We start from the raw sequence: 22,824 nt of genomic DNA on the forward strand, positions 1-22,824 counted from the left end.
GTTGAAAAAAAAGTGGCGGACTAATTTTAAGGAATTTTTAAGGTTTGCCAAAGGCAACAAGATTTGAAGTATAGCTTCAGCTTGAACAATGCAGGGCTGGGGTATTATTAGGCGTTAAAATTTTGCTGTCGCCGCAGCCCCCGATTCGTCCATCGTGCGTCTTTCACAAATCAAACTTGCCGGCTTTAAGTCGTTTGTCGAACCTACCGTCATACCCACACCCAGTCAATTGGTCGGTGTGGTGGGTCCGAACGGCTGTGGCAAGTCAAATATTATCGATGCCGTGCGTTGGGTGTTGGGTGAAACCCGTGCCTCCGAGCTGCGCGGCGAGTCGATGCAAGACGTTATTTTTAATGGGTCTGGCCAGCGTAAGCAGGCGGCGCGCGCTTCGGTAGAACTGGTGTTTGACAACGCCGACGGCCGGGCGGTGGGGCAATGGAGCACGTACGCCGAAATTGCGGTACGCCGCGTCCTGACGCGCGACGGCACGAGCAGCTACTACATTAATAATCAGCAGGTCCGTCGTCGTGACATTCACGATATTTTTCTTGGCACCGGGCTTGGGTCAAGGGGCTACGCCATTATTGGTCAGGGCATGATCAATCGCCTCATCGAGGCCAAGCCTGACGAATTGCGGGTTTATCTCGAAGAGGCGGCCGGTGTTTCACGCTACAAAGAGCGTCGTCGCGAGACCGAGAACCGGCTGTCCGATACGCGCGAAAATCTGACACGCCTTGAAGACATTCTTCGTGAACTCGACACTCAACTCGAGAAACTCGAAGGACAGGCACAGGTGGCCGCGCGATATCGAGGGTTGCAGTCCGACGGCGAGCAAAAGCAACGAGTGCTCTGGTTGCTGCGTGAAGAAGCGGCAAGAGGCGACCAGAAGGCGCGTTTTGTCGCCATAGAACAAGCGCAAACCGAACTTGAGGGCGCGATTGCCGGGCTGCGTCGAACTGAAGCTGATCTCGAGTCGCGTCGTCAGGCGCACTATCAGGCCAGTGACCGCGTGCACACCGCGCAGGGCAAACTCTACGAGGCAGGTGCCCTGGTCAGTCGCCTCGAAGCCGAAATCCGGCATGTCGTGGATTCCCGCTCTAGGGTTCAGGCCCGTCGCGCCCAGCTTCAGGCGCAGCAACAAGAATGGCAAGATCAAGCAGCGCACTGCGCGGGGCAAATCGAAGAGACGCACGAAGAGGTTGAGACCTTGAACGCGCAAACCGAGGTTTTGCAAGCGCAGGCCGAAACTGCTACAGAACGTCTGCCCGACATTGATGCGCGGGTGCGTGCAGCGGGGGCGTCGCGCGACGAGATGCGCCAGGTGCTGTCCAGGGTCGAGCAGAATCTGGCGCTGGTGGCGCAAACTCAGGCCGATGCTGCGCGCCAGATCGAGGCATTGCGCATACGACGAGAGCGCTTGACCAACGAGCTGCGCGACATGAATGTGCCCGATGCCGGCGAGCTCGACCGGTTGCGCGGCGAGCTGGATATGCTCCAAGCCCAGCTTGAAGAGGCGCAGGCTCAGGTGCTTGAACTTGAAGGACAATTACCCGATCTCGATGATCGTCGTCAGCGGGCCCAGGAAGCGGCTCGCGCCGAGTCTTCGAATGTTTCGCGTCTTGAAGCCCGGTTCGCAGCCTTGGTCAAGTTGCAAGAAGATGTCCAGAAGCGCGGCACATTGCAGCCCTGGCTCGAAAAGCACGAGCTGACCGGTTTGGGCAGGTTATGGCAAAAGCTGCATATCGAGCCTGGTTGGGAGGCTGCCCTTGAGGCGGTGCTGCAAGAGTGCCTGGCAGGCCTTGAAATTCGGCATATCGAACATGCCAGGGCTTTTGCCCAGGATCCCCCCCCGGCGCGTCTGGCGTTTTATCAACGTCCGGTGGCCGCGCCGTCGCCGGTTGTGCCGCAAGGGCTGCAACCGCTCACTGCCTTGTTGAAGACGGTTGATCCCGACCTGCGGACCTTGCTGGACGGTTGGTTGACGGGTGTTTTTCGTGTCGATGATCTGAACCAGGCGCTTGCGCACCGAAACGTCTTGCCGCCCGGCGGGGTTTTTGTGGTCAAAGAAGGGCATCTCATCGATGCGCATAGTGTCCGCTTTTATGCCCCCGACTCAGAACAGGCTGGAATGCTGGCGCGCCAGCAAGAAATTGAAAACCTGCAACGCGAGATCAAGGCCCAGCAATTGATTGCTGATCAGGCGTTGTCGGCGGTCGCGCGTGCAGAAGCCGCCTGGCAAAGCGTGTCGCAAGCCATGGCGCCGGCGCGTACGCGTGTGGCCGAATTGACGCGTCGAACACATGATGTGCAGTTGACCTATTCGAGGCTGCATCAGCAGGCCGAGCAGTCCAGTCAACGGGCTGGCCGTATTCACGAAGAGCAAGCCGAAATCGACGCCGAGCTTGAGACGCTGGCGGCTTCGCGCGAAGAGGCCGAGGCCCGTTTCGAAACGCTTGATCTTGAGCTGGCCGATTTGCAAACACAGTTTGCTGACGCCGAGATGTCGGGCGAGCGCCTTGCTCAAGAGGCTGAGACAGCGCGCACTGCGGTACGTGACCTGGAACGGCGTGTACAAGAGTCGCAATTTTCGGCGCGGGCATTACAGTCGCGCTTGGCCGACCTTCAACGCAACCTCGAGTTGGCACAAGCGCAGTCGCGACGCGCTATCGACGAGCTTGAGTCACTGCAGGGCGAGTTGTTTGAGCTTGACGCGTCGGCCGCCGAGGCCGGCCTGCAAGACGCTCTCGAGACCCGGGCCGCCTGCGAAGATGATCTGGCTCAGGCGCGTATCGAAATGGATAACCTGGCGGCGGCCTTGCGCGAAGCCGATGAGCAGCGTCTGGCGAACGAACGTTTGCTCGAACCCTTGCGGTCGCGGATTACCGAGTTGCAATTGCAAGAGCAGGCGGCCCGGCTGACCGTTGAACAGTATTCCGAGCAGCTCGATGCACAGCAGGTTGATCGAGACGAGTTGCGGCGCTTTCTGGCCACGCAGCCCGAAACCTGGCAGCGCGTCGGGTGGCTGCAGTCCGAGGTTCAGCGAATTTCTCGAGAAGTCGACGCGCTGGGGGCGGTGAATCTGGCCGCACTCGACGAACTGAATCAGGCGCGTCAGCGTAAAGATTATCTCGATGCCCAGCACGCCGATTTATGCCGTGCCATCGAGACACTTGAAGACGCCATTCGTAGAATCGACAAAGAAACCCGCGAATTGCTTCAGAGTACGTTCGATACGGTCAATCACCATTTTGGCGAGTTGTTTCCCCGCCTTTTTGGCGGCGGTGAAGCCCGGCTTATTATTACGGGTGATGAAATTCTTGATGCGGGTGTGCAGGTCATGGCACAGCCGCCCGGCAAGCGTAACAGCACAATTCATCTGCTCTCTGGGGGCGAGAAGGCGCTTACGGCGACAGCGTTGGTGTTTGCGTTGTTCAAGTTAAATCCGGCGCCGTTTTGTTTGCTGGACGAAGTCGATGCGCCACTCGACGATGCCAATACCGAGCGTTATGCAAAGCTGGTGAGCAGCATGAGCGACCAGACACAGTTTTTATTTATTTCTCACAACAAAATCGCGATGCAGATGGCCAAGCAGTTGATTGGGGTTACCATGCCAGAGCAGGGTGTATCACGCATCGTGGCAGTCGATATCGAGTCGGCCATGCAGTTGGCTCAGGTATGACTATGACAGGAATCAGGGGCCGCTAAGCGGAAATGGCATGAGTGATTTTCAGATTGGGTTAATTGCCCTGGGTGTTGTGATCGTTTTGGCCGTGCTGGCCTACAATTGGTGGCAAGATCGTAGCGTGCGCAAACGCATGCAAGCCCAGTTTCCTCAAACAGAAGAAGATCCGTTGCTGGGCGGGTTACCACCTGTGGTCGGTCGCAAAGAGCCCGGTCTGACCGATGGCGTTGCGGGGGTGAGTCACGAAGTCTCTCACACGCGCCGCGATGTTGCGACCGAGCCCGACGAGGTCGACGCTGTCTGCGAGGCGGTGATTGATATTGTTTTCACGCAGCCGGTTCAGTCAGGTGACCTGGCCGAGGCTGCCAAGGCACTTATTCCGGCTGACGTACGTCCGTTGCGTTATTTCTCAGAATTGCCCGATGGCACGCATTGTGCCGGGTTGCCTGCGGGCGAAGCGTGCGCTTCGTTGCAGATTGCCGTACTGCTGGCCAACCGTAGTGGTCCCATGACCGATATCGAATGGTCGCAGCTCTGGACGGCGGCCCAAGCGCTGGCCGAAAAATTCGACGGTGCAGTCGAGGGTCCAGAGCAGGACGATGTTGTGGCTCAGGCCGCTGCCTTAGACGCAATGTGTGCGGGGCTTGATGCCCAGGTGGGGCTGGCCCTGCAGTTGCCGTCGCCTGCGCAGGTAGCAAGCGTGCGCGACACCGTCATCGAGGCCGGCTTTGCCCGGGTTGGCGCGCATATGGCCTGGGTCGCCGAATCAGGTGCAGCCCGGTTCACGCTTATGTTCGACGGCTCGCCCGTGTCGGCTTTCCTGGGCGATCGTGTCGGTCGCCTCGACCTGCTGCTCGATCTTCCAAATAGCCCGGCCGATGCACAGGCTTTCAGCCGGATGGCCAGTGTTGGTCGAGATCTGGCGCAGCGTCTTGATGCGGTGCTGGTCGATGATCAGGGACGTCCGGTTTCGGAGGCTTCGGATGCTACCATCGACAAGCAACTCGCCGCCATGTATGCCCAATTGACGCAGGCAGGTTTCGCTCCTGGCTCTGAGCGCACAGCAAGGTTGTTCTCGTGACATCGACTTCTTTGGTGCCTGCCCAGGTACAGCAGCAGGTCGACGCCCTGCGACAAGAAATCAATCAGCACAACATTCGGTATTACGCGCAAGACGCGCCGGTGGTATCCGATGCCGAATATGATCGGCTGATGGCACAACTGCAAGCCCTCGAGGCGCAGTACCCGCAATTGGTAACCCCCGAATCACCTTCCCAGCGGGTCGGCTCGGCGCCAATGGCCGCATTTGCTACGGTACGTCATGCGGTGCCCATGCTGTCGCTCGACAACGGCTTCGATGACGAGGCCATTCAGGCCTTCGATCGCCGGGTTGCCGATGCGTTGCGCGACAGCGGTCTGTTGCCCATCGGCGGACAGGTCGAATATCAAGCCGAGTACAAGTTCGACGGTTTAGCCGTGTCATTGCGCTACGAAAAAGGGCGCCTGGTGCAGGCAGCTACCCGGGGGGACGGGCTTCAGGGTGAGGACGTTACCCACAATATTCGTACGCTGCGTTCGGTGCCGCTCAAGCTGCACGGCGATGCGCCCGACATACTTGAAGTACGTGGCGAAGTATTTATTAATACTCAAGATTTCGAACGCCTCAATCGCGAGCAGCAAGCGCGCGGCGACAAAATTTTCGTGAATCCCCGGAACGCGGCCGCAGGTAGTTTGCGTCAGCTCGATCCGCGTATCGCGGCGCGGCGCCCGCTGCGTTTTTATGCCTATGGCTGGGGTGAGCTTTCTACCGAGGGAAGGCAGACGCAGTCCGGTATGCTCGATTGGTTTCAGACGCTGGGGTTGCCAGTCAGCCCCGATCGTGCCGTAGTAAAGGGTGCCGACGGGTTATTGGCGTTCTACAAAGACGTAGGGGCCCGGCGACCTGGCCTGCCGTTTGATATCGACGGGGTGGTCTACAAAGTTAACAGTCTCCAGGCCCATAGCGTCCTTGGCTTTGTGGCGCGAGCCCCGCGTTTCGCCTTGGCTCATAAGTTTCCGGCCCAAGAAGAAACCACCACATTGCTGGGCATCGATATTCAGGTGGGCCGCACTGGTGCGATTACGCCCGTCGCGCGTTTAAAGCCGGTGTTTGTGGGCGGCGTAACGGTCACCAACGCAACACTGCACAACGAAGACGAAATCCGGCGCAAAGATGTGCGTATTGGCGATACCGTGATTGTGCGTCGTGCCGGTGATGTCATCCCCGAAATTGTCGGCCCGGTTATCGATCTTCGGCCTGACGCGACTTCGATATTCCAGATGCCCACGCAGTGTCCTGTGTGCGGTTCGGCGGTGCATCGGTCCGACGGTGAAGCCATTTCGCGCTGCACCGGTGGTTTGTTTTGTGCGGCTCAGCGTAAGCAAAGTTTGTTGCATGCGGCCGGGCGCAAGGCGCTCGATATTGAAGGCTTGGGCGAAAAACTGGTTGAGCAACTGGTTGATTCGGGCAGGGTCAAGTCGCTGGCCGACTTGTTCTCGTTGCGCGTCGAAGACTTGTTGTTGTTCGAACGTATGGGCCGAAAGTCTGCCGAAAACCTGGTTGCCGCGATAGAAAAAGCGCGTACGCCATCTTTGGGGCGGTTGTTGTTTGCCTTGGGTATACGTCATGTCGGCGAAACTACGGCGCGCGACTTGGCGCGTCATTTTGGCGCGTTGCGGGCAGTCATGCTGGCCGACGAGGCCGCATTGCTTTCTGTGCCTGACGTGGGCCCGGTTGTGGCCCAGGCTATCCTTGAGTTTTTCGCGGAAGCCCATAACCGCGAGGTTATCGATGCTCTTGAGCAGGCGGGCGTGCATGCTCAGGCTGACGCCGAGCCGGTCCAGCAATTGTTGTCGGGTAAAACACTGGTTCTGACAGGCACTTTGCCTACCCTGACACGCGATGAGGCGACCCGCATGATTATGGCAGCGGGCGGCAAAGTGAGCGGGTCGGTGTCGAAAAAGACGGCCTATGTGGTGGCTGGGGCCGAAGCGGGCAGCAAGCTGGCCAAGGCGGCCGAGCTGGGCGTGACAATTATCGACGAGACTCAGCTGATCAATATGCTGAATGCCGGATAAAAAACTAGCCCTTGCCAAGAAGTTACCCATGTAAAAAAGCCGCCCCTGTTAAGGGGGCGGCTTTTTTTGACCTTGACCCGGAGGTTACTGGATTTTGGCCTGGTCCATCAGGTCTTTTTGGTACTGGGCCAGTTTTTCCTGGCGCATCATCTCTTCGAGTTGTGGCTTGACTTCGGCCAGCTCGGGGAAGCTAACGGCGCGAGAGTCGTCGACACGCACAATGTGCCAGCCAAATTGCGACTTGACGGGTTCGGCCGTCATTTCGCCGTTTTTCAGGCGTTCGACGGCTTCGGCAAACTCAGGCACGTAGTTGCTGGCCTGTGCCCAACCCAGCGAGCCGCCTTCTTTGGCGCTGCCTGGGTCGATTGAGTCGGCCTTGGCAGCATCTTCGAAGCTGATTTCGTTGGCTTTGATTTTTTGGGTCAGTTCTTTGGCTTTGCTTTCGTCAGCGACCAGAATATGACTGACTTTGAATTCTTTGGCATCGGCCTGGGCCTTTTTGATTTCGTTGTACTCTGCCTGAACTTCTTGGTCGGTGACCGGATTTTTCTTCAGGTAGTCTTCCATCAGGGCGCGAACCAGAATGCTTTGGCGCGCCATTTCAAGTTCTTGCTTGACGTCTTCTTTGCGATCGACGCGTGCGCGTTCGGCGGCCTGAACGGCAACCATACGTCCGATCATTTCTTGTTTGACCTGTTCGCGCAACTGCGGGGTATCTTGGGCGCCCTGGCCGACCAACAAGGTAACGAATTGGTCAATTTGTGCCTGTGTGAGGGGCTTGCCGTTAACCGTTGCGACATTCTGTGCGTAAACGGGAACAGAAATTGCGCAGGCGGCTGCGAACATGACGAGCTTCTTCATAAACTTCCTTGAGCGTTTAGTTTGTGTTGGCCACGATGGCCAAAGCGTGAATTGGAAAAGGGATGAGGTCGCTGACTTGATCATACACGAGGCGATGACGTTGCAAGGCGCGTAACCCCTGGAACTGTGGCGAAGCGATAATGACGCGTAAATGGCTGGCCCCCGATTGGCTGCCGGCATGGCCGGCATGCAAGTGCGACTCGTCGATGATTTCGAGTTGGCTGGGTTCGAGGGCCTGAAGGCGGGCGTGAACCAGATCGATACGTTCTTTGTTCATTTGAGCGAAATAAAAGGGTTCAGGAGGGGTCGGAGCTATCTTTGATGTGACGGCTGAGCCAGATGGATTGAGCCACGACAAACACAAGCAAAAGCGCCATGAGACCGAACACCTTGAAATTGACCCATTGCGATTCGGTAAATTGGCCTGAGAACGCAACATACAGGTTCAGTGCGCCGGATGCAATAAAGAATGCAGACCAGCTGTAGTTCATTTTGTCCCATATGTTGGCAGGAAGTTCAATTTGGGTACCCATTACTTTTTGTAGCAAGTTACGACCAAACAACCATTTTCCGGCCAGCAAGATAACCGCGAAAATCCAGTACAGCACCGTGGGCTTCCATTTGATGAAGGCGTCGTTTTGCAAGACCAGGGTGGCACCGCCAAACAACACGATGACGGTCAGGTTGATCCAGTGGGTGGCTTCGATGGTTTTTTTAGTGGCCTTGAGCCATACAAACTGGGCAACACTGGCTGCGATGGCCACTGCAGTGGCGACATACATGCTGTCGGCCAGCCTGAAGGCGACAAAAAACAGGATCAGGGGGAAAAGGTCGAACAGAAATTTCTTCATGCCTCGGGCTCAAAAGAAAGTGACAGCGAGTTGATGCAGTAGCGCAGACCGGTAGGGGGTGGGCCGTCGGGAAACACGTGGCCCAGATGGGCATCGCATACTGCGCACATGACCTCGGTACGAATCATGCCATGGCTGGTGTCTTGCTCTTCGCGGATAAGGTCGTTGTCGATGGGTTCGAAGTAACTGGGCCAGCCGCAACCTGCGTCAAATTTTGTATCGGACCTGAATAAGGCTGTGTCGCAACACACGCATCGATACGTGCCGACTTGGGTGGTGTTCCAGTACTGTCCTGTAAATGCTCGCTCGGTACCTTTCTGGCGCGTGACATAGAACGCTTCCGGGCTGAGTTGCGCCTGCCACTCGGCCTCTGTTTTGATGACTTTATCCATGCTGCTTTCCTTCGAATGCGCGAATGTCTGTAATTTCTCAACCCGCAATGTTAATCGACTTTCCTGATTGATTTTGGTTCCTTCAGAGCAAAGATTCCGGCGTTTTACGGCTCGGTATTTTGGTGGTTTAAAGTCGAACAATAAGTCGATTTATGCAGGGAATCCCCTAGATTCCACACCCCCCAATCTATGTTAACTTTGCGGCTGTTTGTTTAAGTCCAAAAAGTCGGCCGGTTAACAATCGCGCTCGCTATAAATCTACTAATACGAGGAGTCAAAATGCACTTAGATGTTTTCCCGATGCGCTGATCCATTTTCGCCATTTCTGGCCTTCGGGATGCGCGTCCGGCGTTCCCCATCTTTATATTTATTGGTGTTTCGATAGATGGACTCAACAATCTTTTTCATTTTGCTCCAGGACGGCGTGCTTAACGGTGCAGTCTATGCGCTGTTAGGGCTTGCCCTGGTGTTGGTCTTCCTGGTCACGCGGGTCGTTTTCATTCCTCAGGGCGAATTCGTCGCCTATGGCGCGCTTACGCTGGCGTTCATGGTCAACGGCCAAATTCCCGGTACGGTAGCTTTGCTGCTTATTGTCGGTGTTGCTACATTCGCCCTCGAACTGTTTTCTGCTGTCCGTCGTAACGACTGGAAGCGTTTGCCCAAGGCGGCACTGGGTACGCTGGTGCTGCCCGTTGCGTTGTACTTGCTGGCTCCCTATGTGGTTAGTGAAAACACGCCGCTGTGGCTTAGCGTGGTTTTCGCGCTCGCCCTGGTCATCCCTTTGGGGCCCATGATCTACCGTTTGGCCTATCAGCCCGTGGCCGAGGCCAGCGTGTTGGTTTTGCTCATCATTTCGGTGGCGGTTCACTTTGCCCTGCTGGGTCTGGGGCTGGTGTTCTTCGGTGCCGAGGGTTGGCGCACGCCGCCGTTCATGGAAGGCGAAATCCAGTTTGGCGCAGTCATCTGGTCTGCACAGACATTCTTTGTATTGGCAACCTGCGCAATACTGATCATCGCCCTCTGGCTCTTCTTTGGCAAAACGTTGTACGGTCGCGCTTTGCGTGCTACCGCCGTTAACCGCCGTGGCGCGCGCCTGGTGGGTATCAGCACCAATATGTCGGGCAGCCTCACCTTTACGCTGGCTGCAGCTATTGGCGCGCTGTCGGGCATGCTGATTTCACCGGTCACCACCATTTACTACGACACCGGCTTCCTTATCGGCCTCAAGGGCTTCGTTGCCGCCATCGTAGGCGGGTTGGTCAGCTATCCGTTGGCTGCCCTCGGTGCATTGTTTGTCGGGATTCTCGAGGCATTTTCGTCCTTCTGGGCCAGTGCCTACAAAGAGGTAATTGTGTTTACGCTGATTATTCCAGTGTTGTTGTGGCGTTCGTTTGGCTCCGCCAGCCATCACGATGACGAGGAGTGACGCCATGAATCGACTTATTCTTGCTGTTTTTATTGTTGTTCTGGCGGTATTGCCGCTTATGGGGTCTACGCCAGAATTCTGGATTACCCAACTCAACTACATTGGCCTGGCTTCGCTGGTGGTTCTGGGGCTTGTGCTGCTCACCGGCGTTGGTGGTCTGACATCGTTTGGTCAGGCGGCATTCGTTGGTTTGGGGGCATACTCCACGGCGTATCTGACCACGGCTATGGCCTGGTCGCCCTGGCTGGCTTTGCTGTTTGGTCTGGTGCTTACCCTGTTGGTCGCCTATTTCTTGGGGGCTATCACGCTGCGCCTGTCGGGCCACTATTTGCCACTTGGCACTATTGCCTGGAGCCTTTCTTTGTTTTACCTGTTCGGTAACCTCGAAATGCTTGGGCAGTACGACGGTATTGCAGGTATTCAGGCCATTAATTTCTTTGGCATGAGCCTGTCCAGTGGCCGCGAGATCTTCTACCTGATCTGGGTAGCGGTCCTGTTGTCGCTGTGGGCTACGCACAATCTGCTTCATTCGCGTCCCGGTCGTGCCATTCGTGCGCTCAAAAGTGGGTCGGTCATGGCCGAGTCCTTCGGCATCAACATGGCCAATTACAAAATTATTATTTTTGTATATGCGGCCTTGCTGTCATGCGTGTCGGGCTGGTTGTATGCCCACATGCAGCGCGCCGTCAGCCCCAGCCCGTTCGGTCTTAACTACGGCATCGAATACCTGTTTATGGCGGTTGTCGGGGGTAGCAGCAGTGTTTGGGGCGCAGTTGTCGGTTCCAGCCTTATCCTGACGCTCAAAGACCAAATCCAGAACGTGTTGCCGGCGATTATCCACACAACCGCCAACTTCGAACTGGTGGTGTTCGGTATTCTTATGGTGCTGGTATTGCAGTACGCCCGCGATGGCGTCTGGCCCATGCTGGCGTCGGTATGGCGCACGGTGACAGGCCAAACGACTCAGCGCAAGCTGCCCCCGCCACCCGAAGCGGCCGAACTGCCGCGTCGCGCGCGCCCCGAGGTCGGCACGCTGGTGCTCGAGGTCGAAAACGCCCGTAAAGAGTTCGGTGGTCTGGTGGCTGTCAACAACATCAGCTTCAAGCTCAAGGCCGGCGAAATCATGGGTCTTATTGGCCCCAACGGTGCGGGTAAAAGTACAACGTTCAACCTGATTACCGGGGTGTTGCCTGCCACCAGTGGCCGTGTCGAGTTCCTGGGTAATCGCCTCGACAAACTTCCTTCGCGTGAAATCGCCAAGTTGGGTGTCGGTCGTACCTTTCAGCACGTGCAGTTGCTGCCCACCATGACAGTGCTCGAAAACGTAGCCATTGGTGCGCATTTGCGCCGCGATGTTGGCGTGGTTTCCGCGACGCTGCACACCGACCGTCGCAGCGAGGCCGAGCTCCTGCACGAAGCTGCCAAGCAGTTGCATCGCGTTGGTCTGGGCGACTATCTCTACGAGCAGGCCGGTAATCTGGCACTGGGGCAACAACGTATTCTTGAAATTGCCCGCGCCTTGGCCGCCGACCCCGTTTTGCTGCTGCTCGACGAGCCTGCCGCAGGTTTGCGCTACAAAGAAAAGCAGGAACTGGCCAAAGTGCTTGATCAACTCCGTCAAGAAGGTATGAGCATCTTGCTGGTAGAGCACGACATGGATTTCGTCATGAACCTTACCGACCACCTGGTGGTTATGGACTTCGGTACCAAGATTGCAGAAGGTCTGCCATCCGAAGTGCAAACCAACCCGGCCGTACTCGAAGCGTACCTGGGTGGTATTGACGATGATCTTGATATTGACGGCGAAGACGCAGCCGCCCCGTCGCCTGCAGCCGCCGGGGGAACAGCATGACGACAACAGAAAAAGCAGTTTTGCAGGTTAATGGCCTGGTAACGCAATATGGCAAGGTCACAGCACTAAGCGGTGCCAATATTCAGGTGGCGCCAGGCAGTATTGTGACGGTTATTGGTGGTAACGGTGCTGGCAAGTCGACCTTGCTTAACTCCATCATGGGCTCTTTGCCCGCCAACGGGCATAGCTCGGGCCAGGTCAGCTACCTTGGCCAAGACATTTCAAGCTGGCAGGTCGAACAGCGCGTGGCGGGTGGGCTGTGCCTGGTCCCCGAGTCGCGCGAATTGTTCGGCAGCATGTCGGTCGAAGACAACCTGTTGTTGGGTGGTTTTCGTTTGTATCGTGCAGGTGTTGCAGGCTGGCGAGACAAGATCGAAGAAGTTTTCGAGTTGTTTCCGCGCTTACGTGAGCGCCGCACCCAAGAAGCGGGAACGTTGTCAGGGGGCGAGCGTCAGATGCTGGCCGTTGGACGAGCCTTAATGGCACAGCCGCAGCTGCTGATGCTCGACGAGCCCAGCCTGGGCCTGGCGCCACGCATCGTACGTGAAATTTTTCACATCATCGCCCGACTGCGTCGTACTGGGGTCTCTATTTTGTTGGTCGAGCAAAATGCCCGTGCAGCACTGCAAGTTGCCGACTATGGGTATGTGCTCGAAACTGGCGATATCGTCCTCGAGGGCCCGGCCAAAGATCTGGCTGATAACCCACGCGTTATCGAAAGTTACCTGGGTTTGGGTAACAAGAAAGAGGCCGAAGAAGCCTGAGTGCGCGATTTCCAGCCCTGTCGCCCAGCACCCTAGGTGTTGGGCACAAAGGCTGTATGCAACCCGATCAAACCTGCTTGTTGCTCAGTGTGACAAGCAGGTTTTTTTTAGCCGGCGCGCCAGCCGGTTTGTACCACTTGCGGGGTACCGTCGGCCCAACCGGCGCTCGACACATAGTCATCGGCAAGAATGCCGTTTTTTATGACGTAATAATGGTCGGCAATACTGGCCGCAGCACCGGGAGTTTCGCCGGCCATGACAATAGTGTAGTGCTGCGCTTTAAGCATCGATAAGGCGCGGTGCATCGCCGACGCAATGACCGGGTTAAGGCAGTCGTGGATTTCGTCGAGCAGCAATACATTGGTGCCTAGCCGCAGGGCCCGGGCAACGGCCAGCAACTGGCGTTCGGGTGTAGAAAGGTGCGCGATGGGCTGGTGCTGAAATGGCTTGAAGGCAGGGAAAATATCGTAGATGTCGGCCAGCGACATCCCGCCACCCAGTGTTGATTCGCCTTCGACAGGGAGTAAAAGGTTTTCTTCACAGCTCAGTTCGTCAACGAGGGCGTGTTCTTCGGGGCAGTAGCTCAGACCCAAGTGACGGATTTGGCTGGCTGGCATATGGATGGATTCGGTGCCATTGATGCGTATGGAACCACTGCGGGGCCCTGTTAGCCCCAGAATGGCGCGCAAGACGGTGGTGCGGCCGGAACCTGGGTTACCCAGAAGGCACACTACTTGCCCTGCGTTGACGGTCAGGTTGACCCCGCGCAGTACGTGGATTTGATCGTACCAAGCATTAAGCTGGCTGATTTCGAGAGCGGGGTGAGCCAAGGTTTCCCCCCTTTTTATTGTGCGTGGTTTTGAGTGTCAGGCCCTACAGCGCCCAGTTAAAGTATGTGTTTTACCGGCACAGTTGGCTATGGGGGTTTCTCATGACATGGAAATCCCCGACAGGGTCAGTACGGATTTGTTTTTTGCTTGTATTCGCACAAGTCGGCAATGCCGCATTGCGGGCATTTAGGCTTTCGGGCCACGCATATGTAGCGGCCGTGCAATAGAATCCAGTGGTGCGAATCCACCAGAAACTCTTTTGGGATGACGCGCTCCAAGCGCTTTTCGACCTCTAGTACTGTTTTTCCTGGCGCAATGCCCGTGCGGTTGGCGACACGGAAAATATGTGTGTCAACGGCGATGGTCGGGTGCCCGAAAGCGGTATTAAGGACAACATTGGCTGTTTTTCGACCCACGCCTGGCAGGGCCTCGAGTGCCTCGCGCGTTTCAGGCACCTGACCGTGGTGTTGTTCGATCAGGATGCGGCATGTTTCGATAACGTTGCGTGCCTTGGTTTTGAACAGGCCTATTGTTTTTATGCGTTCGGTCAGGCCGTCGAGCCCCAATGCCAGAATGCCCTGAGGTGTGCCATGGGTAGGAAAGAACCGGGCAGTGGCAATATTGACCGACTTGTCGGTCGCCTGCGCCGACAGCATGACTGCAATAAGCAGTTGAAACGGGTCGTCGAAATTCAGTTCGGTGGTAGGGGCAGGGTTGGCCGCTTGCCAACGGCTGAATATTTCGTGTCGTTTGGCTTTGTTCATGAGCTTTGACGGCGTCGTTCACGAGCGCGCGCCAGCGCCTGTGCAATGGCGGCCTGGCGGGCTTGAGCGTCGCTCTCGGCGGCCGACGTTAGCGCGGCTTTGTTGCTAAGAGTGCGCGCTGCCAGGGACTGGCTTTCTGGGTGCTTGCGCTTCAGGCGGGTTTGACGTTGATTATGCCGTTCGCGTGCCGTGGCCGCATGTCGCGGTGTCCAGTCGTATCCGGCAGGCGTCATCTGGATGCAGTCGACCGGGCAGGGTGGTATGCAGAGCTTGCAGCCTGTGCACAGGTCGGGGACGACGGTATGCATTTTTTTATTGGCGCCGACAATCGCATCGACGGGGCAGGCCTGCAGACATAGCGTACAGCCGATGCAATGGTCTTCGTCAATGACAGCCAGCATCAGGGCGGTGTGTGTACCGCAATCGGGGTCGAGCGGCACCGCCGGCTGGTTCAGCAGGTGGGCCAGCGCTGCAATGCCGGTCTCGCCACCGGGTGGGCAGCGATTGATGGCCTCATTTCCAGTGGCTAATGCCTCAGCGTAGGGTCGGCAGCCTTCGTAGCCGCATTGAGTACATTGCGTTTGCGGCAGTATGGCGTCAATTTGGTCCGCCAGAGCAGCGCTCTGGGGGCCCTGTAAAACAGCGTCAGCCATGGATGCGTATGAAGTCTGCGAGTTGGGGGGCGATAGTTTCGCGCCAGCGCCGCCCCGAAAAAATACCGTAATGCCCGCAACCGGGCGCGGTGTAATGTTGCTTGTGCCCTTTGGGGATACTGCTGCACAGGTTTTGCGCCGCTCGTGTTTGGCCCTGGCCCGAGATGTCGTCAAGCTCGCCTTCGATAGTAAAGAGCGCTACGTTTTTGATGGCGGCAGGGTCGACACGCCGGCCGTCAACATACCACTCGCCACGGGGCAACAGGTGGCGCTGGAAGACGACGTCGATGGTATCCAGGTAAAACTCGGCGGGCAGGTCGAGTACAGCGTTGTACTCGTCGTAAAAGCGCCGGTGGGCTTCGGCGTCGCTGTTATCACCCTTGATCAGATCAAGGTAGTAATCGTAATGCGATTGCGCGTGACGGTCTGGGTTCATGGCGATGAAACCCGCGTGTTGCAAAAACCCGGGGTAAACCTGGCGCCCGAAGCCGGGGTATTTGGCCGGTACGCGATGAACTAAATTGTTGGCAAACCAGCCATGCGACTTGTTAGTGGCCAGCTCGTTTACCTGGGTAGGCGACTGCCGGGTGTCGATTGGCCCGCCCATGAGCGTCATGGTTTTGGGCAGACAGGGGGCGTTGTCGGTGGCCATCAGGGAGACGGCCGCCAATACGGGCACAGTGGGCTGGCAGACGGAAACCACATGCAAGCCTGCACCCAAAAACGTCATGAACTCGCGAATGTAGGCGATATAGTCGTTTAAGTGGAACGGGCCTTCGTGCAGCGGCACCATGCGAGCGTCAACCCAGTCGGTGACGTAAATGTTGTGGTTGGGCAGCAAGGCTTTGACCGTATCGCGCAGCAGGGTGGCATGGTGGCCCGATAGCGGTGCGACCAGCAATACGACCGGGTCGTTGGGTCGAAGCGTATCGCGTTCGAAGTGCACTAGATTGCAAAAGGGTTTGTGCAACACAACGCGATCTTGAACAGCGACATCACGGCCATTGATTTTGGTTGTGTGCAAGCCCCAGGCCGGCTTTTCGTATTCTTTGCCCAGCCGGTGTACCAACGAATAGCTGGCCGCGATTTGGCGCGATACAGGGGTGTAGGCTAAAGGGCTATACGGGTGTGAAAACAGTTGGGACCCGTGCTCGGTAAACGCAGCCAGCGGGTTTAAAAAAGCGCGCTGAAATTCGTGCAAGTCGTAGAGCATGGAGTTATAGCCTTTATGGGGTTACCAGTAGTTTTCGACAGCCAGATTACCCGGCACGCCCCGACGCCCGACCGCGAAGCCCTTTTCTTTAAGCAGGGCGCGTGCATCTGTAACCATTGCAGGGTTGCCGCACAGCATGATTTTATTTGTGGCTGGGTCGAGATTCACCCCAGCCAGTGTTTCGAGCTGACCGTTGTCGATGAGCGTGGTAACACGCGCCTGTGGCATGCCCGGCAACGTGTCTTGGGTAGGGATGGGCAAATAGGTAAAGCGCGCCGTGAACGGAGCCGTACCTGCCTGGGCCTGCCACCGTGCGATGTCGTCGCGGTAAGCGAGTTCGGGGCAGGTGCGTACACCATGTACCAAAATAATGTGTTCGAAGGCCGCCCAGGTAGCCGGGTCGTTCAGCATAGATAAATAAGCCGATAACCCTGTACCGGTCGCGATCAGCCATAGGGTGCCGCCTGGCTCGAAGCGGTCGATGGTCAGAAATCCGAACAGTGTGCGATCAATGTAGAGGGTGTCTCCGGCCGCCAGTTCGGCAAGCCTGGGGCTGAACTCGCCGCCCGGCACCACAATGGAGTAGAACTCGAGCGGTGATTGATCGGGGCCATTGACCAATGAGTAAGCACGCCAGACCGAGGGCTCAGCACCGGGTTGGTCGATGGGGGGTAAACCAAGGCGAGCAAATTGCCCGGCCTTGAAGTTAAAGCCTTCTGGGCGGCTGACGGTAAACGACAGCAGCTTGCCTGGCACCCATTCGCGCAGACCCAGTACGGTTACCTTGGCGTATTTGCTGTCGGTCATGCGTTAGCGTTCGAGGTACTTTTCTTTGTCGGGCACGCCATTCCATTGGTCGGCGTCTGGCAGCCCGCCTTTCGAGCGGCTAATTTGCCCGAACGACGGCGATAGTTCGGCGTTGATGGCGATAAAGCGCATCTGATCCTGAGGGACGTCTTCTTCGGCAAAAATAGCGTTGGCAGGACACTCGGGCACACAGACGGCGCAGTCAATGCATTCGTCGGGGTCGATGACCAGAAAATTGGGGCCTTCGCGAAAGCAATCGACCGGACAGACATCGACGCAGTCGGTGTATTTGCACTTGATACAGTTTTCGGTGACAACGTGGGTCATGGATACTCCAGCACACAAGCATGGCAACGTTTAAGGGCGCAAGGCTAAACCTGCGGGCCGTTAAACATTACAATGCTCACTTTTGATACATTGGGGAAAAGTTTCCCGGGTTCATTTTACCCAATAATTGGGTACACACTTTAATTGCCAAGGCGGCCGGCTGTCCGAATGATCATTACCTCTTTGCTCGATACCGATCTGTACAAGTTTTCCATGATGCAGGTAGTGTTGCACCAGTTTCCGGCGGCCCAGGTCGAGTATCGCTACAAGTGTCGTACGCCCAACATCAACCTCGCGCCTTACCTTGACGAAATCAGGGCCGAAATACACGCACTGTGTCAGTTGAAGTTCACCGACGCCGAGCTGGATTATTTGCGTAGTCTGCGCTTTATTAAAAGCGACTTTGTCGACTTCCTGGGCTTGTTCCACCTGCCCGAAAAATGCATTCATATCGGCCCCGGAGACGTCGACGGCGAAATCGCTATTTCTGTCAAAGGCCCGTGGTTGCACACCATCCTCTTCGAGATTCCGGTGTTGGCCATTGTCAACGAGGTGTATTTCCGTAATACCTGCACCGAACCTGGCTGGGAAGAAGGGCGTCAACGGCTCCAAAAAAAGATGCAGCTGGTTACCGACGACCCGGCGTTGGCCGATTTTCGTGTGGCCGAGTACGGCACGCGTCGTCGCTTTTCAAAGCAGTGGCACGAAGAGGTCGTGCGGACCATGAAAGCCGAAATGGGCGTGCATTTTGCCGGCACCAGTAATGTCATGATGGCCATGAAGCACAATGTGACGCCGCTGGGCACTATGGGTCACGAATATCTGCAGGCCTGCCAGGCGCTGGGCCCCAGGCTGCGCGACTCTCAAGTTTTTGCGCTTGAAGTTTGGGCCAAAGAATATCGGGGTGACCTTGGGATTGCGTTGTCCGACGTCTACGGGATGGACGCTTTCCTGCGCGACTTCGACATGTATTTTTGCAAGCTCTTCGATGGCGCTCGCCACGACTCTGGCGACCCGTTCTCTTGGGGCGAGCGCATGCTTGAGCATTACACGGCCAACCGGGCCGACCCGAGAACAAAAACGCTGGTGTTTTCCGATGCGCTCACGATACCGCGTGCCATCGAGCTGGCTCAGCGTTTTGCGGGGCGGTGCAAGGTATCGTTCGGTATTGGTACCAACTTAACCAATGACCTGGGCCACGAGCCTTTGCAGATCGTCATGAAAATGGTTCGCTGCAATGGTCAGCCCGTGGCCAAGGTGTCCGATTCGCCGCAAAAAACCATGTGCGACGATCCCGCCTATCTGGCTTATTTGCGGCAGGTTTTCCAGTTGCCGCCGGCCTGATACTTTTTCTGTTTATTTCACTTACTTGTTTCAAGAGGAAACTATGAGCGCCATCAAGCGTTTTAAAGTCGGTCAGCGTCTTTCAGAAGTAGCCGTTCATAATGGTGTGGCCTATCTGGCAGGGCAAGTGCCTACCGATGCAAGCAAAGACATTGTCGGCCAAACTCAAGAAGTGCTTGCTGCCATCGACGATCTGCTGGCCACTGCCGGTACCGACAAAACACAGATCTTGATGGCTCAGATTTTTATGGCCAATATGCAAGAGTTCGACGGTATGAATCAGGCCTGGGATGCGTGGGTGCCTGCTGGCAATGCGCCGCCCCGGGCTACGGTCGAGGCCCGTTTGGCCAACCCCGACCTCAAAGTAGAAATTGTCGTCAAGGCTGCCATTCCGCAGTAACTCGCTACGGTTATGTCAGACACCGCGCCGTTCGCCGATTGGGCCCAACCCTTTGATGCCGTCTGGTTCGAGGCCGCAAGCCAGGGCTTCGACGAGGCCGAACGTGCGCAGCTTGCCAAGGCTGTTGACCGGGTTCGAGCGCCTTTGCAAGGCCAGCTCGCCCTTACCGGTGAGCCATTAGATGCACACGCTGCGGCTGTCGCGCTGATTCTGGCTGGGTTGGGCGCCGACGCCGCTACCCGTATCAGTGCCGTACTGGCGGTGGTGCGCGATGAGTCCTTATTCGACCCGACGCCTAAAAAAGACCCTATCGCCAAAACGTTCGGCGCCGAAATCGCCACCATGGTGCAGGGCGTACGCGCGTTGCTGCGGCTCGGTTACGTGGCGGCTCAGGCCGCCGACCCCGGCAAGGCGGCTGTCGACCAAAAAGAAAAGCAACGAAAAATGTTGCTGGCCATGGCAGCCGACTTGCGCATCGTCATGCTGCGTCTGGCGTCCCGGTTGCAGTCGCTGCGGTGGTACGCCGCCAGTAAAACACCTTGCCCGCCCGAATTTGCCCGCGAAACCATGACGTTGTACACGCCATTGGCCAATCGGCTGGGCATCTGGCAGGTCAAATGGGAAATGGAAGACCTCGCGTTCCGGTTTATGGAGCCCGAGACTTATAAAGATATCGCGCGCCAACTTGAAGATAAGCGCGTCGAGCGTGAGGCCATGATAGAGCGTGTCGTTGCCGAACTTCAGGCAGCGCTGGACCAGGCCGGGATACCCGCTGAAGTTTCTGGACGACCAAAACATATTTACAGCATCTGGAACAAGATGCGTAATAAAAACCTGGCGTTCTCACAGCTCTACGATTTACGTGCCATGCGGGTAATCGTGCAAGACGAGCGCGCGTGTTACGCCGTGCTGGCGCAAGTGCACGCCATGTGGACACCTGTGTCCAACGAGTTCGATGACTACATCGCGCGGCCCAAGCCTAACGGCTATCGGTCATTGCATACGGTGGTCACGGATGCCGATGGAAAAACGTTCGAGGTGCAGATTCGTACCCGCGAAATGCATGAGTACGCCGAGTACGGTATGGCGGCGCATTGGCGGTACAAAGAGGCTGGCAGCAAGGGGGGTACGCAGGTTGCTGCGGGCGACTACGATCGCAAAGTTACCTGGATGCGTCAGCTGCTGGCGTGGGGCGACATCGAAGCGACGCAAGCGGCAAAAAATCTTTTCGACGACCGCATTTACGTCATGACCCCGCAAGCACGCGTCATAGAGTTGCCTGCTGGCGCGACGCCGGTTGATTTTGCCTACTATCTGCACACTGACCTTGGGCATCGCTGCCGGGGGGCGCGGGTTGATGGCCAGATGGTGCCTTTGCTGACGCGCCTGAAAACAGGGCAAACGGTTGAAATTATTGCGGCTAAGTCAGGCGGGCCCTCGCGCGACTGGCTCAACCCGCAGTTGGGTTTTTTGGCCAGTAATCGCTCCCGGTCGAAGGTGAGGGCCTGGTTCAATGCCATTGAGTTGCAAGAGCGCATTGCCCAGGGCCAGAACATGGTCGAAAAAGAGCTGCAGCGGTTGGGCAAAACCGCAGTCAATCTCGAGCAGTTGGCCAACCAGCTGGGGTTCGCCCGTGCCGACGATATGTATGTGTCTGTCGCCAAAGACGAGTTCAGCCTGCGTGCGCTCGATCAGCATTTTCGTGAGCCCGTGGCGGGTCAGGGCTCGGCATCCGAATCCTTGCCCGAGCGGGGCATGGTGTCGTATGCGGCGGGCAACGATAACGTCGTGCGCACGGGTAAATCGGGGGTGCTGGTGGTGGGCGTCGATGCGCTTCTGACCCAACTGGCCCGTTGTTGCCGGCCTGCGCCACCCGACGTTATTGCGGGTTTTATTACCCGGGGGCGGGGCGTTTCCATACATCGCGCCGACTGCAAAGCGTATGCCGAATTGGCCATGAAGCAACCGGAGCGGCTGATTGACGTCGACTGGGGCGAGACCGGTGATGCGTTGTATCCGGTTTCTATCAGCATTCATGCGCCCGACCGCATGGGCTTGCTTCGTGACCTTACCGATGTGTTTGGCAAGCTTCGACTGAATGTGGTCAGCGTTAATACACAAAGCCGTCGCTCGTTGGCTCACATGGTCTTTACGATCGAGGTGCGCAATGGCGACCAGATAACGCGAGCGCTTACCGCACTGAATGAGTTGTCGGGCGTAACAGCGACCCGTTCGTAGGGGCGGTGTGCGCTGCGGGGCTGGGTCGGCACTGTTAAAATGACCTGATTCTTTAATGCTGGCGGCAAATCCGGTCGCCTGCGCAACCAGAGAGTATTTACTTGAAACCGTATAACTTGCCTGATGAACAGGGTCATTTTGGTCGTTTTGGCGGTTCTTTCGTCGCCGAAACCCTGGTGCATGCACTTGATGAGCTCAAGGCAGCCTACGATAAATACAAAAACGATCCCGAATTTCTTCAAGAGTTCGAGTACGAGCTTAAGCATTTTGTCGGGCGTCCCAGCCCTGTGTATCACGCACGTCGCTGGTCCGAAGAGCTGGGCGGGGCACAAATCTGGTTTAAACGCGAAGACCTCAATCACACCGGTGCGCATAAAATCAATAACTGTATCGGCCAAATCATGTTGGCGCGCCGCATGGGTAAGCCTCGTATCATCGCCGAAACCGGCGCTGGACAGCATGGTGTGGCCACTGCAACCGTTGCCGCGCGTTACGGGCTCGAGTGCGTCGTATATATGGGCGCCGAAGACGTGCGCCGGCAGGCGTCGAACGTGTACCGCATGAAGCTGCTGGGGGCCACTGTCGTCCCGGTGGAATCTGGCTCGCGCACGCTTAAAGATGCCCTGAACGAGGCAATGCGCGACTGGGTCACCAACGTCGAGAACACGTTTTACTGCATCGGCACTGTGGCCGGCCCGCACCCGTATCCTGCCATGGTGCGCGACTTTCAGTCTGTTATCGGCACCGAGTGCATTGAACAAATGCCCGTCAATACCGGGCGTCAACCCGACTACGTAGTTGCGTCGGTAGGGGGCGGTTCTAACGCCATGGGTATTTTTTACCCTTATATCGACTACCCAGAAGTAGCGCTGGTAGGTGTCGAAGCCGCTGGTGAAGGCCTCGATACCGATCGCCACTCGGCCTCATTGAATGCGGGTGTTGTTGGCGTTTTGCATGGCAATCGTACGTATATTTTGCAAGACCAGCACGGCCAAATTCAAGAAACCCACTCTATTTCGGCGGGTCTCGATTATCCGGGCGTAGGCCCCGAACATGCCTGGCTTAAAGATTCGGGTCGTGCGCAGTATGTAGGCGTTACCGATGCCGAGGCACTGGCGGCGTTTCACAAGTGCTGCCGCACCGAAGGCATCATGCCCGCGCTCGAGTCATCGCACGCCATTGCGCATGCCGTTCGTCTGGCGCCGACGCTGCCTAAAGATAAAGTCATTCTGGTCAATCTGTCGGGCCGGGGCGATAAAGACATGCATACCGTTGCCGAGTTCAGCGGTATTACCCTTTAATA

20 protein-coding genes are annotated in these 22,824 nt (G+C 56.9%); 10 read left to right on the forward strand and 10 right to left on the reverse strand.

The window, feature by feature from the left end:
• Positions 1 to 154 precede the first annotated feature (154 nt).
• Genes smc through ligA form a run of 3 tightly spaced genes read left to right on the forward strand, consistent with a single transcriptional unit; the run spans position 155 to position 6,799 of the window.
• The gene (gene smc / locus CHR62_RS11290; RefSeq protein ID WP_123661009.1) at positions 155 to 3,679 is read left to right on the forward strand and encodes a chromosome segregation protein SMC; all 3,525 of its coding nucleotides are present in this window, start codon (positions 155 to 157) and stop codon (positions 3,677 to 3,679) included.
• A gap of 37 nt (positions 3,680 to 3,716) precedes the next feature.
• On the forward strand, positions 3,717 to 4,763 hold the full coding sequence (locus CHR62_RS11295) for a cell division protein ZipA C-terminal FtsZ-binding domain-containing protein (RefSeq protein ID WP_123661010.1): 1,047 nt from the start codon (positions 3,717 to 3,719) through the stop codon (positions 4,761 to 4,763).
• Positions 4,760 to 6,799, forward strand: a complete 2,040-nt coding sequence (ligA, locus tag CHR62_RS11300) for an NAD-dependent DNA ligase LigA (protein ID WP_233574973.1) — start codon at positions 4,760 to 4,762, stop codon at positions 6,797 to 6,799. The genes CHR62_RS11295 and ligA overlap by 4 nt, the downstream gene beginning before the upstream one ends.
• A gap of 84 nt (positions 6,800 to 6,883) precedes the next feature.
• Here the strand turns inward: ligA and CHR62_RS11305 are convergent, their stop codons facing one another.
• Genes CHR62_RS11305 through msrB form a run of 4 tightly spaced genes read right to left on the reverse strand, consistent with a single transcriptional unit; the run spans position 6,884 to position 8,903 of the window.
• Entirely contained in the window at positions 6,884 to 7,660 is a 777-nt protein-coding gene (locus CHR62_RS11305; protein WP_093969098.1) for a peptidylprolyl isomerase, read from the reverse strand.
• 16 nt (positions 7,661 to 7,676) lie between these two features.
• Positions 7,677 to 7,937 (reverse strand): BolA family transcriptional regulator, encoded by a 261-nt coding sequence (locus tag CHR62_RS11310; protein ID WP_093969097.1) that lies wholly within the window; start codon positions 7,935 to 7,937, stop codon positions 7,677 to 7,679.
• 19 nt (positions 7,938 to 7,956) lie between these two features.
• Positions 7,957 to 8,511, reverse strand: a complete 555-nt coding sequence (locus CHR62_RS11315) for a septation protein A (RefSeq protein ID WP_123661011.1) — start codon at positions 8,509 to 8,511, stop codon at positions 7,957 to 7,959.
• Positions 8,508 to 8,903, reverse strand: coding sequence for a peptide-methionine (R)-S-oxide reductase MsrB (msrB, locus tag CHR62_RS11320; protein ID WP_123661012.1), 396 nt, complete (start codon positions 8,901 to 8,903; stop codon positions 8,508 to 8,510). Before msrB ends, CHR62_RS11315 begins: the two co-directional genes overlap by 4 nt.
• Positions 8,904 to 9,288: 385 nt before the next feature.
• Here msrB and CHR62_RS11325 point away from each other — a divergent pair, with 385 nt between their 5' ends.
• Genes CHR62_RS11325 through CHR62_RS11335 form a run of 3 tightly spaced genes read left to right on the forward strand, consistent with a single transcriptional unit; the run spans position 9,289 to position 12,945 of the window.
• Positions 9,289 to 10,329: a branched-chain amino acid ABC transporter permease gene (locus CHR62_RS11325; RefSeq protein ID WP_093969094.1), complete on the forward strand. Its 1,041-nt coding sequence runs from the start codon at positions 9,289 to 9,291 to the stop codon at positions 10,327 to 10,329.
• 4 nt (positions 10,330 to 10,333) lie between these two features.
• Complete coding sequence (locus CHR62_RS11330; RefSeq protein WP_093969093.1) at positions 10,334 to 12,181, forward strand: ATP-binding cassette domain-containing protein; 1,848 nt, start codon at positions 10,334 to 10,336, stop codon at positions 12,179 to 12,181.
• The gene (locus CHR62_RS11335) at positions 12,178 to 12,945 is read left to right on the forward strand and encodes an ABC transporter ATP-binding protein (RefSeq protein ID WP_093969092.1); all 768 of its coding nucleotides are present in this window, start codon (positions 12,178 to 12,180) and stop codon (positions 12,943 to 12,945) included. The genes CHR62_RS11330 and CHR62_RS11335 overlap by 4 nt, the downstream gene beginning before the upstream one ends.
• Before the next feature lie 107 nt (positions 12,946 to 13,052).
• Here CHR62_RS11335 and CHR62_RS11340 read toward each other — a convergent pair whose 3' ends face one another.
• From CHR62_RS11340 to fdxA, 6 genes are all read right to left on the reverse strand, one after another.
• Complete coding sequence (locus tag CHR62_RS11340) at positions 13,053 to 13,775, reverse strand: ATP-binding cassette domain-containing protein (RefSeq protein ID WP_123661013.1); 723 nt, start codon at positions 13,773 to 13,775, stop codon at positions 13,053 to 13,055.
• Positions 13,776 to 13,900: 125 nt separating this feature from the next.
• A complete protein-coding gene (gene nth / locus CHR62_RS11345) occupies positions 13,901 to 14,539 on the reverse strand; it encodes an endonuclease III (protein WP_093969090.1) in 639 nt (212 codons plus the stop codon).
• Positions 14,536 to 15,192 carry an electron transport complex subunit RsxB gene (rsxB, locus tag CHR62_RS11350; RefSeq protein WP_123661014.1) on the reverse strand — a complete coding sequence of 219 codons (657 nt, stop codon included), beginning with the start codon at positions 15,190 to 15,192 and terminating at the stop codon, positions 14,536 to 14,538. The genes nth and rsxB overlap by 4 nt, the downstream gene beginning before the upstream one ends.
• Positions 15,185 to 16,405, reverse strand: a complete 1,221-nt coding sequence (locus tag CHR62_RS11355; RefSeq protein ID WP_123661015.1) for a polyhydroxyalkanoate depolymerase — start codon at positions 16,403 to 16,405, stop codon at positions 15,185 to 15,187. The genes rsxB and CHR62_RS11355 overlap by 8 nt, the downstream gene beginning before the upstream one ends.
• 21 nt (positions 16,406 to 16,426) lie before the next feature.
• A complete protein-coding gene (locus tag CHR62_RS11360; protein WP_123661016.1) occupies positions 16,427 to 17,212 on the reverse strand; it encodes a ferredoxin--NADP reductase in 786 nt (261 codons plus the stop codon).
• 3 nt (positions 17,213 to 17,215) lie between these two features.
• Positions 17,216 to 17,539 carry a ferredoxin FdxA gene (fdxA, locus tag CHR62_RS11365; protein ID WP_093969086.1) on the reverse strand — a complete coding sequence of 108 codons (324 nt, stop codon included), beginning with the start codon at positions 17,537 to 17,539 and terminating at the stop codon, positions 17,216 to 17,218.
• Positions 17,540 to 17,707: 168 nt separating this feature from the next.
• On the opposite strand from fdxA, the gene pncB reads away from it, so the two are divergent.
• From pncB to trpB, 4 genes are all read left to right on the forward strand, one after another.
• A complete protein-coding gene (gene pncB, locus CHR62_RS11370; RefSeq protein WP_093969085.1) occupies positions 17,708 to 18,883 on the forward strand; it encodes a nicotinate phosphoribosyltransferase in 1,176 nt (391 codons plus the stop codon).
• A gap of 43 nt (positions 18,884 to 18,926) precedes the next feature.
• Positions 18,927 to 19,283 (forward strand): RidA family protein, encoded by a 357-nt coding sequence (locus CHR62_RS11375; protein WP_093969084.1) that lies wholly within the window; start codon positions 18,927 to 18,929, stop codon positions 19,281 to 19,283.
• 12 nt (positions 19,284 to 19,295) lie between these two features.
• Positions 19,296 to 21,521 carry a bifunctional (p)ppGpp synthetase/guanosine-3',5'-bis(diphosphate) 3'-pyrophosphohydrolase gene (locus CHR62_RS11380; RefSeq protein WP_093969083.1) on the forward strand — a complete coding sequence of 742 codons (2,226 nt, stop codon included), beginning with the start codon at positions 19,296 to 19,298 and terminating at the stop codon, positions 21,519 to 21,521.
• 101 nt (positions 21,522 to 21,622) lie between these two features.
• The gene (gene trpB / locus CHR62_RS11385) at positions 21,623 to 22,822 is read left to right on the forward strand and encodes a tryptophan synthase subunit beta (RefSeq protein WP_093969082.1); all 1,200 of its coding nucleotides are present in this window, start codon (positions 21,623 to 21,625) and stop codon (positions 22,820 to 22,822) included.
• Positions 22,823 to 22,824: the final 2 nt, after the last annotated feature.

This window comes from Pusillimonas sp. NJUB218 (genome assembly GCF_003788685.1).
Taxonomy (GTDB): Bacteria; Pseudomonadota; Gammaproteobacteria; order Burkholderiales; family Burkholderiaceae_B; genus Neopusillimonas.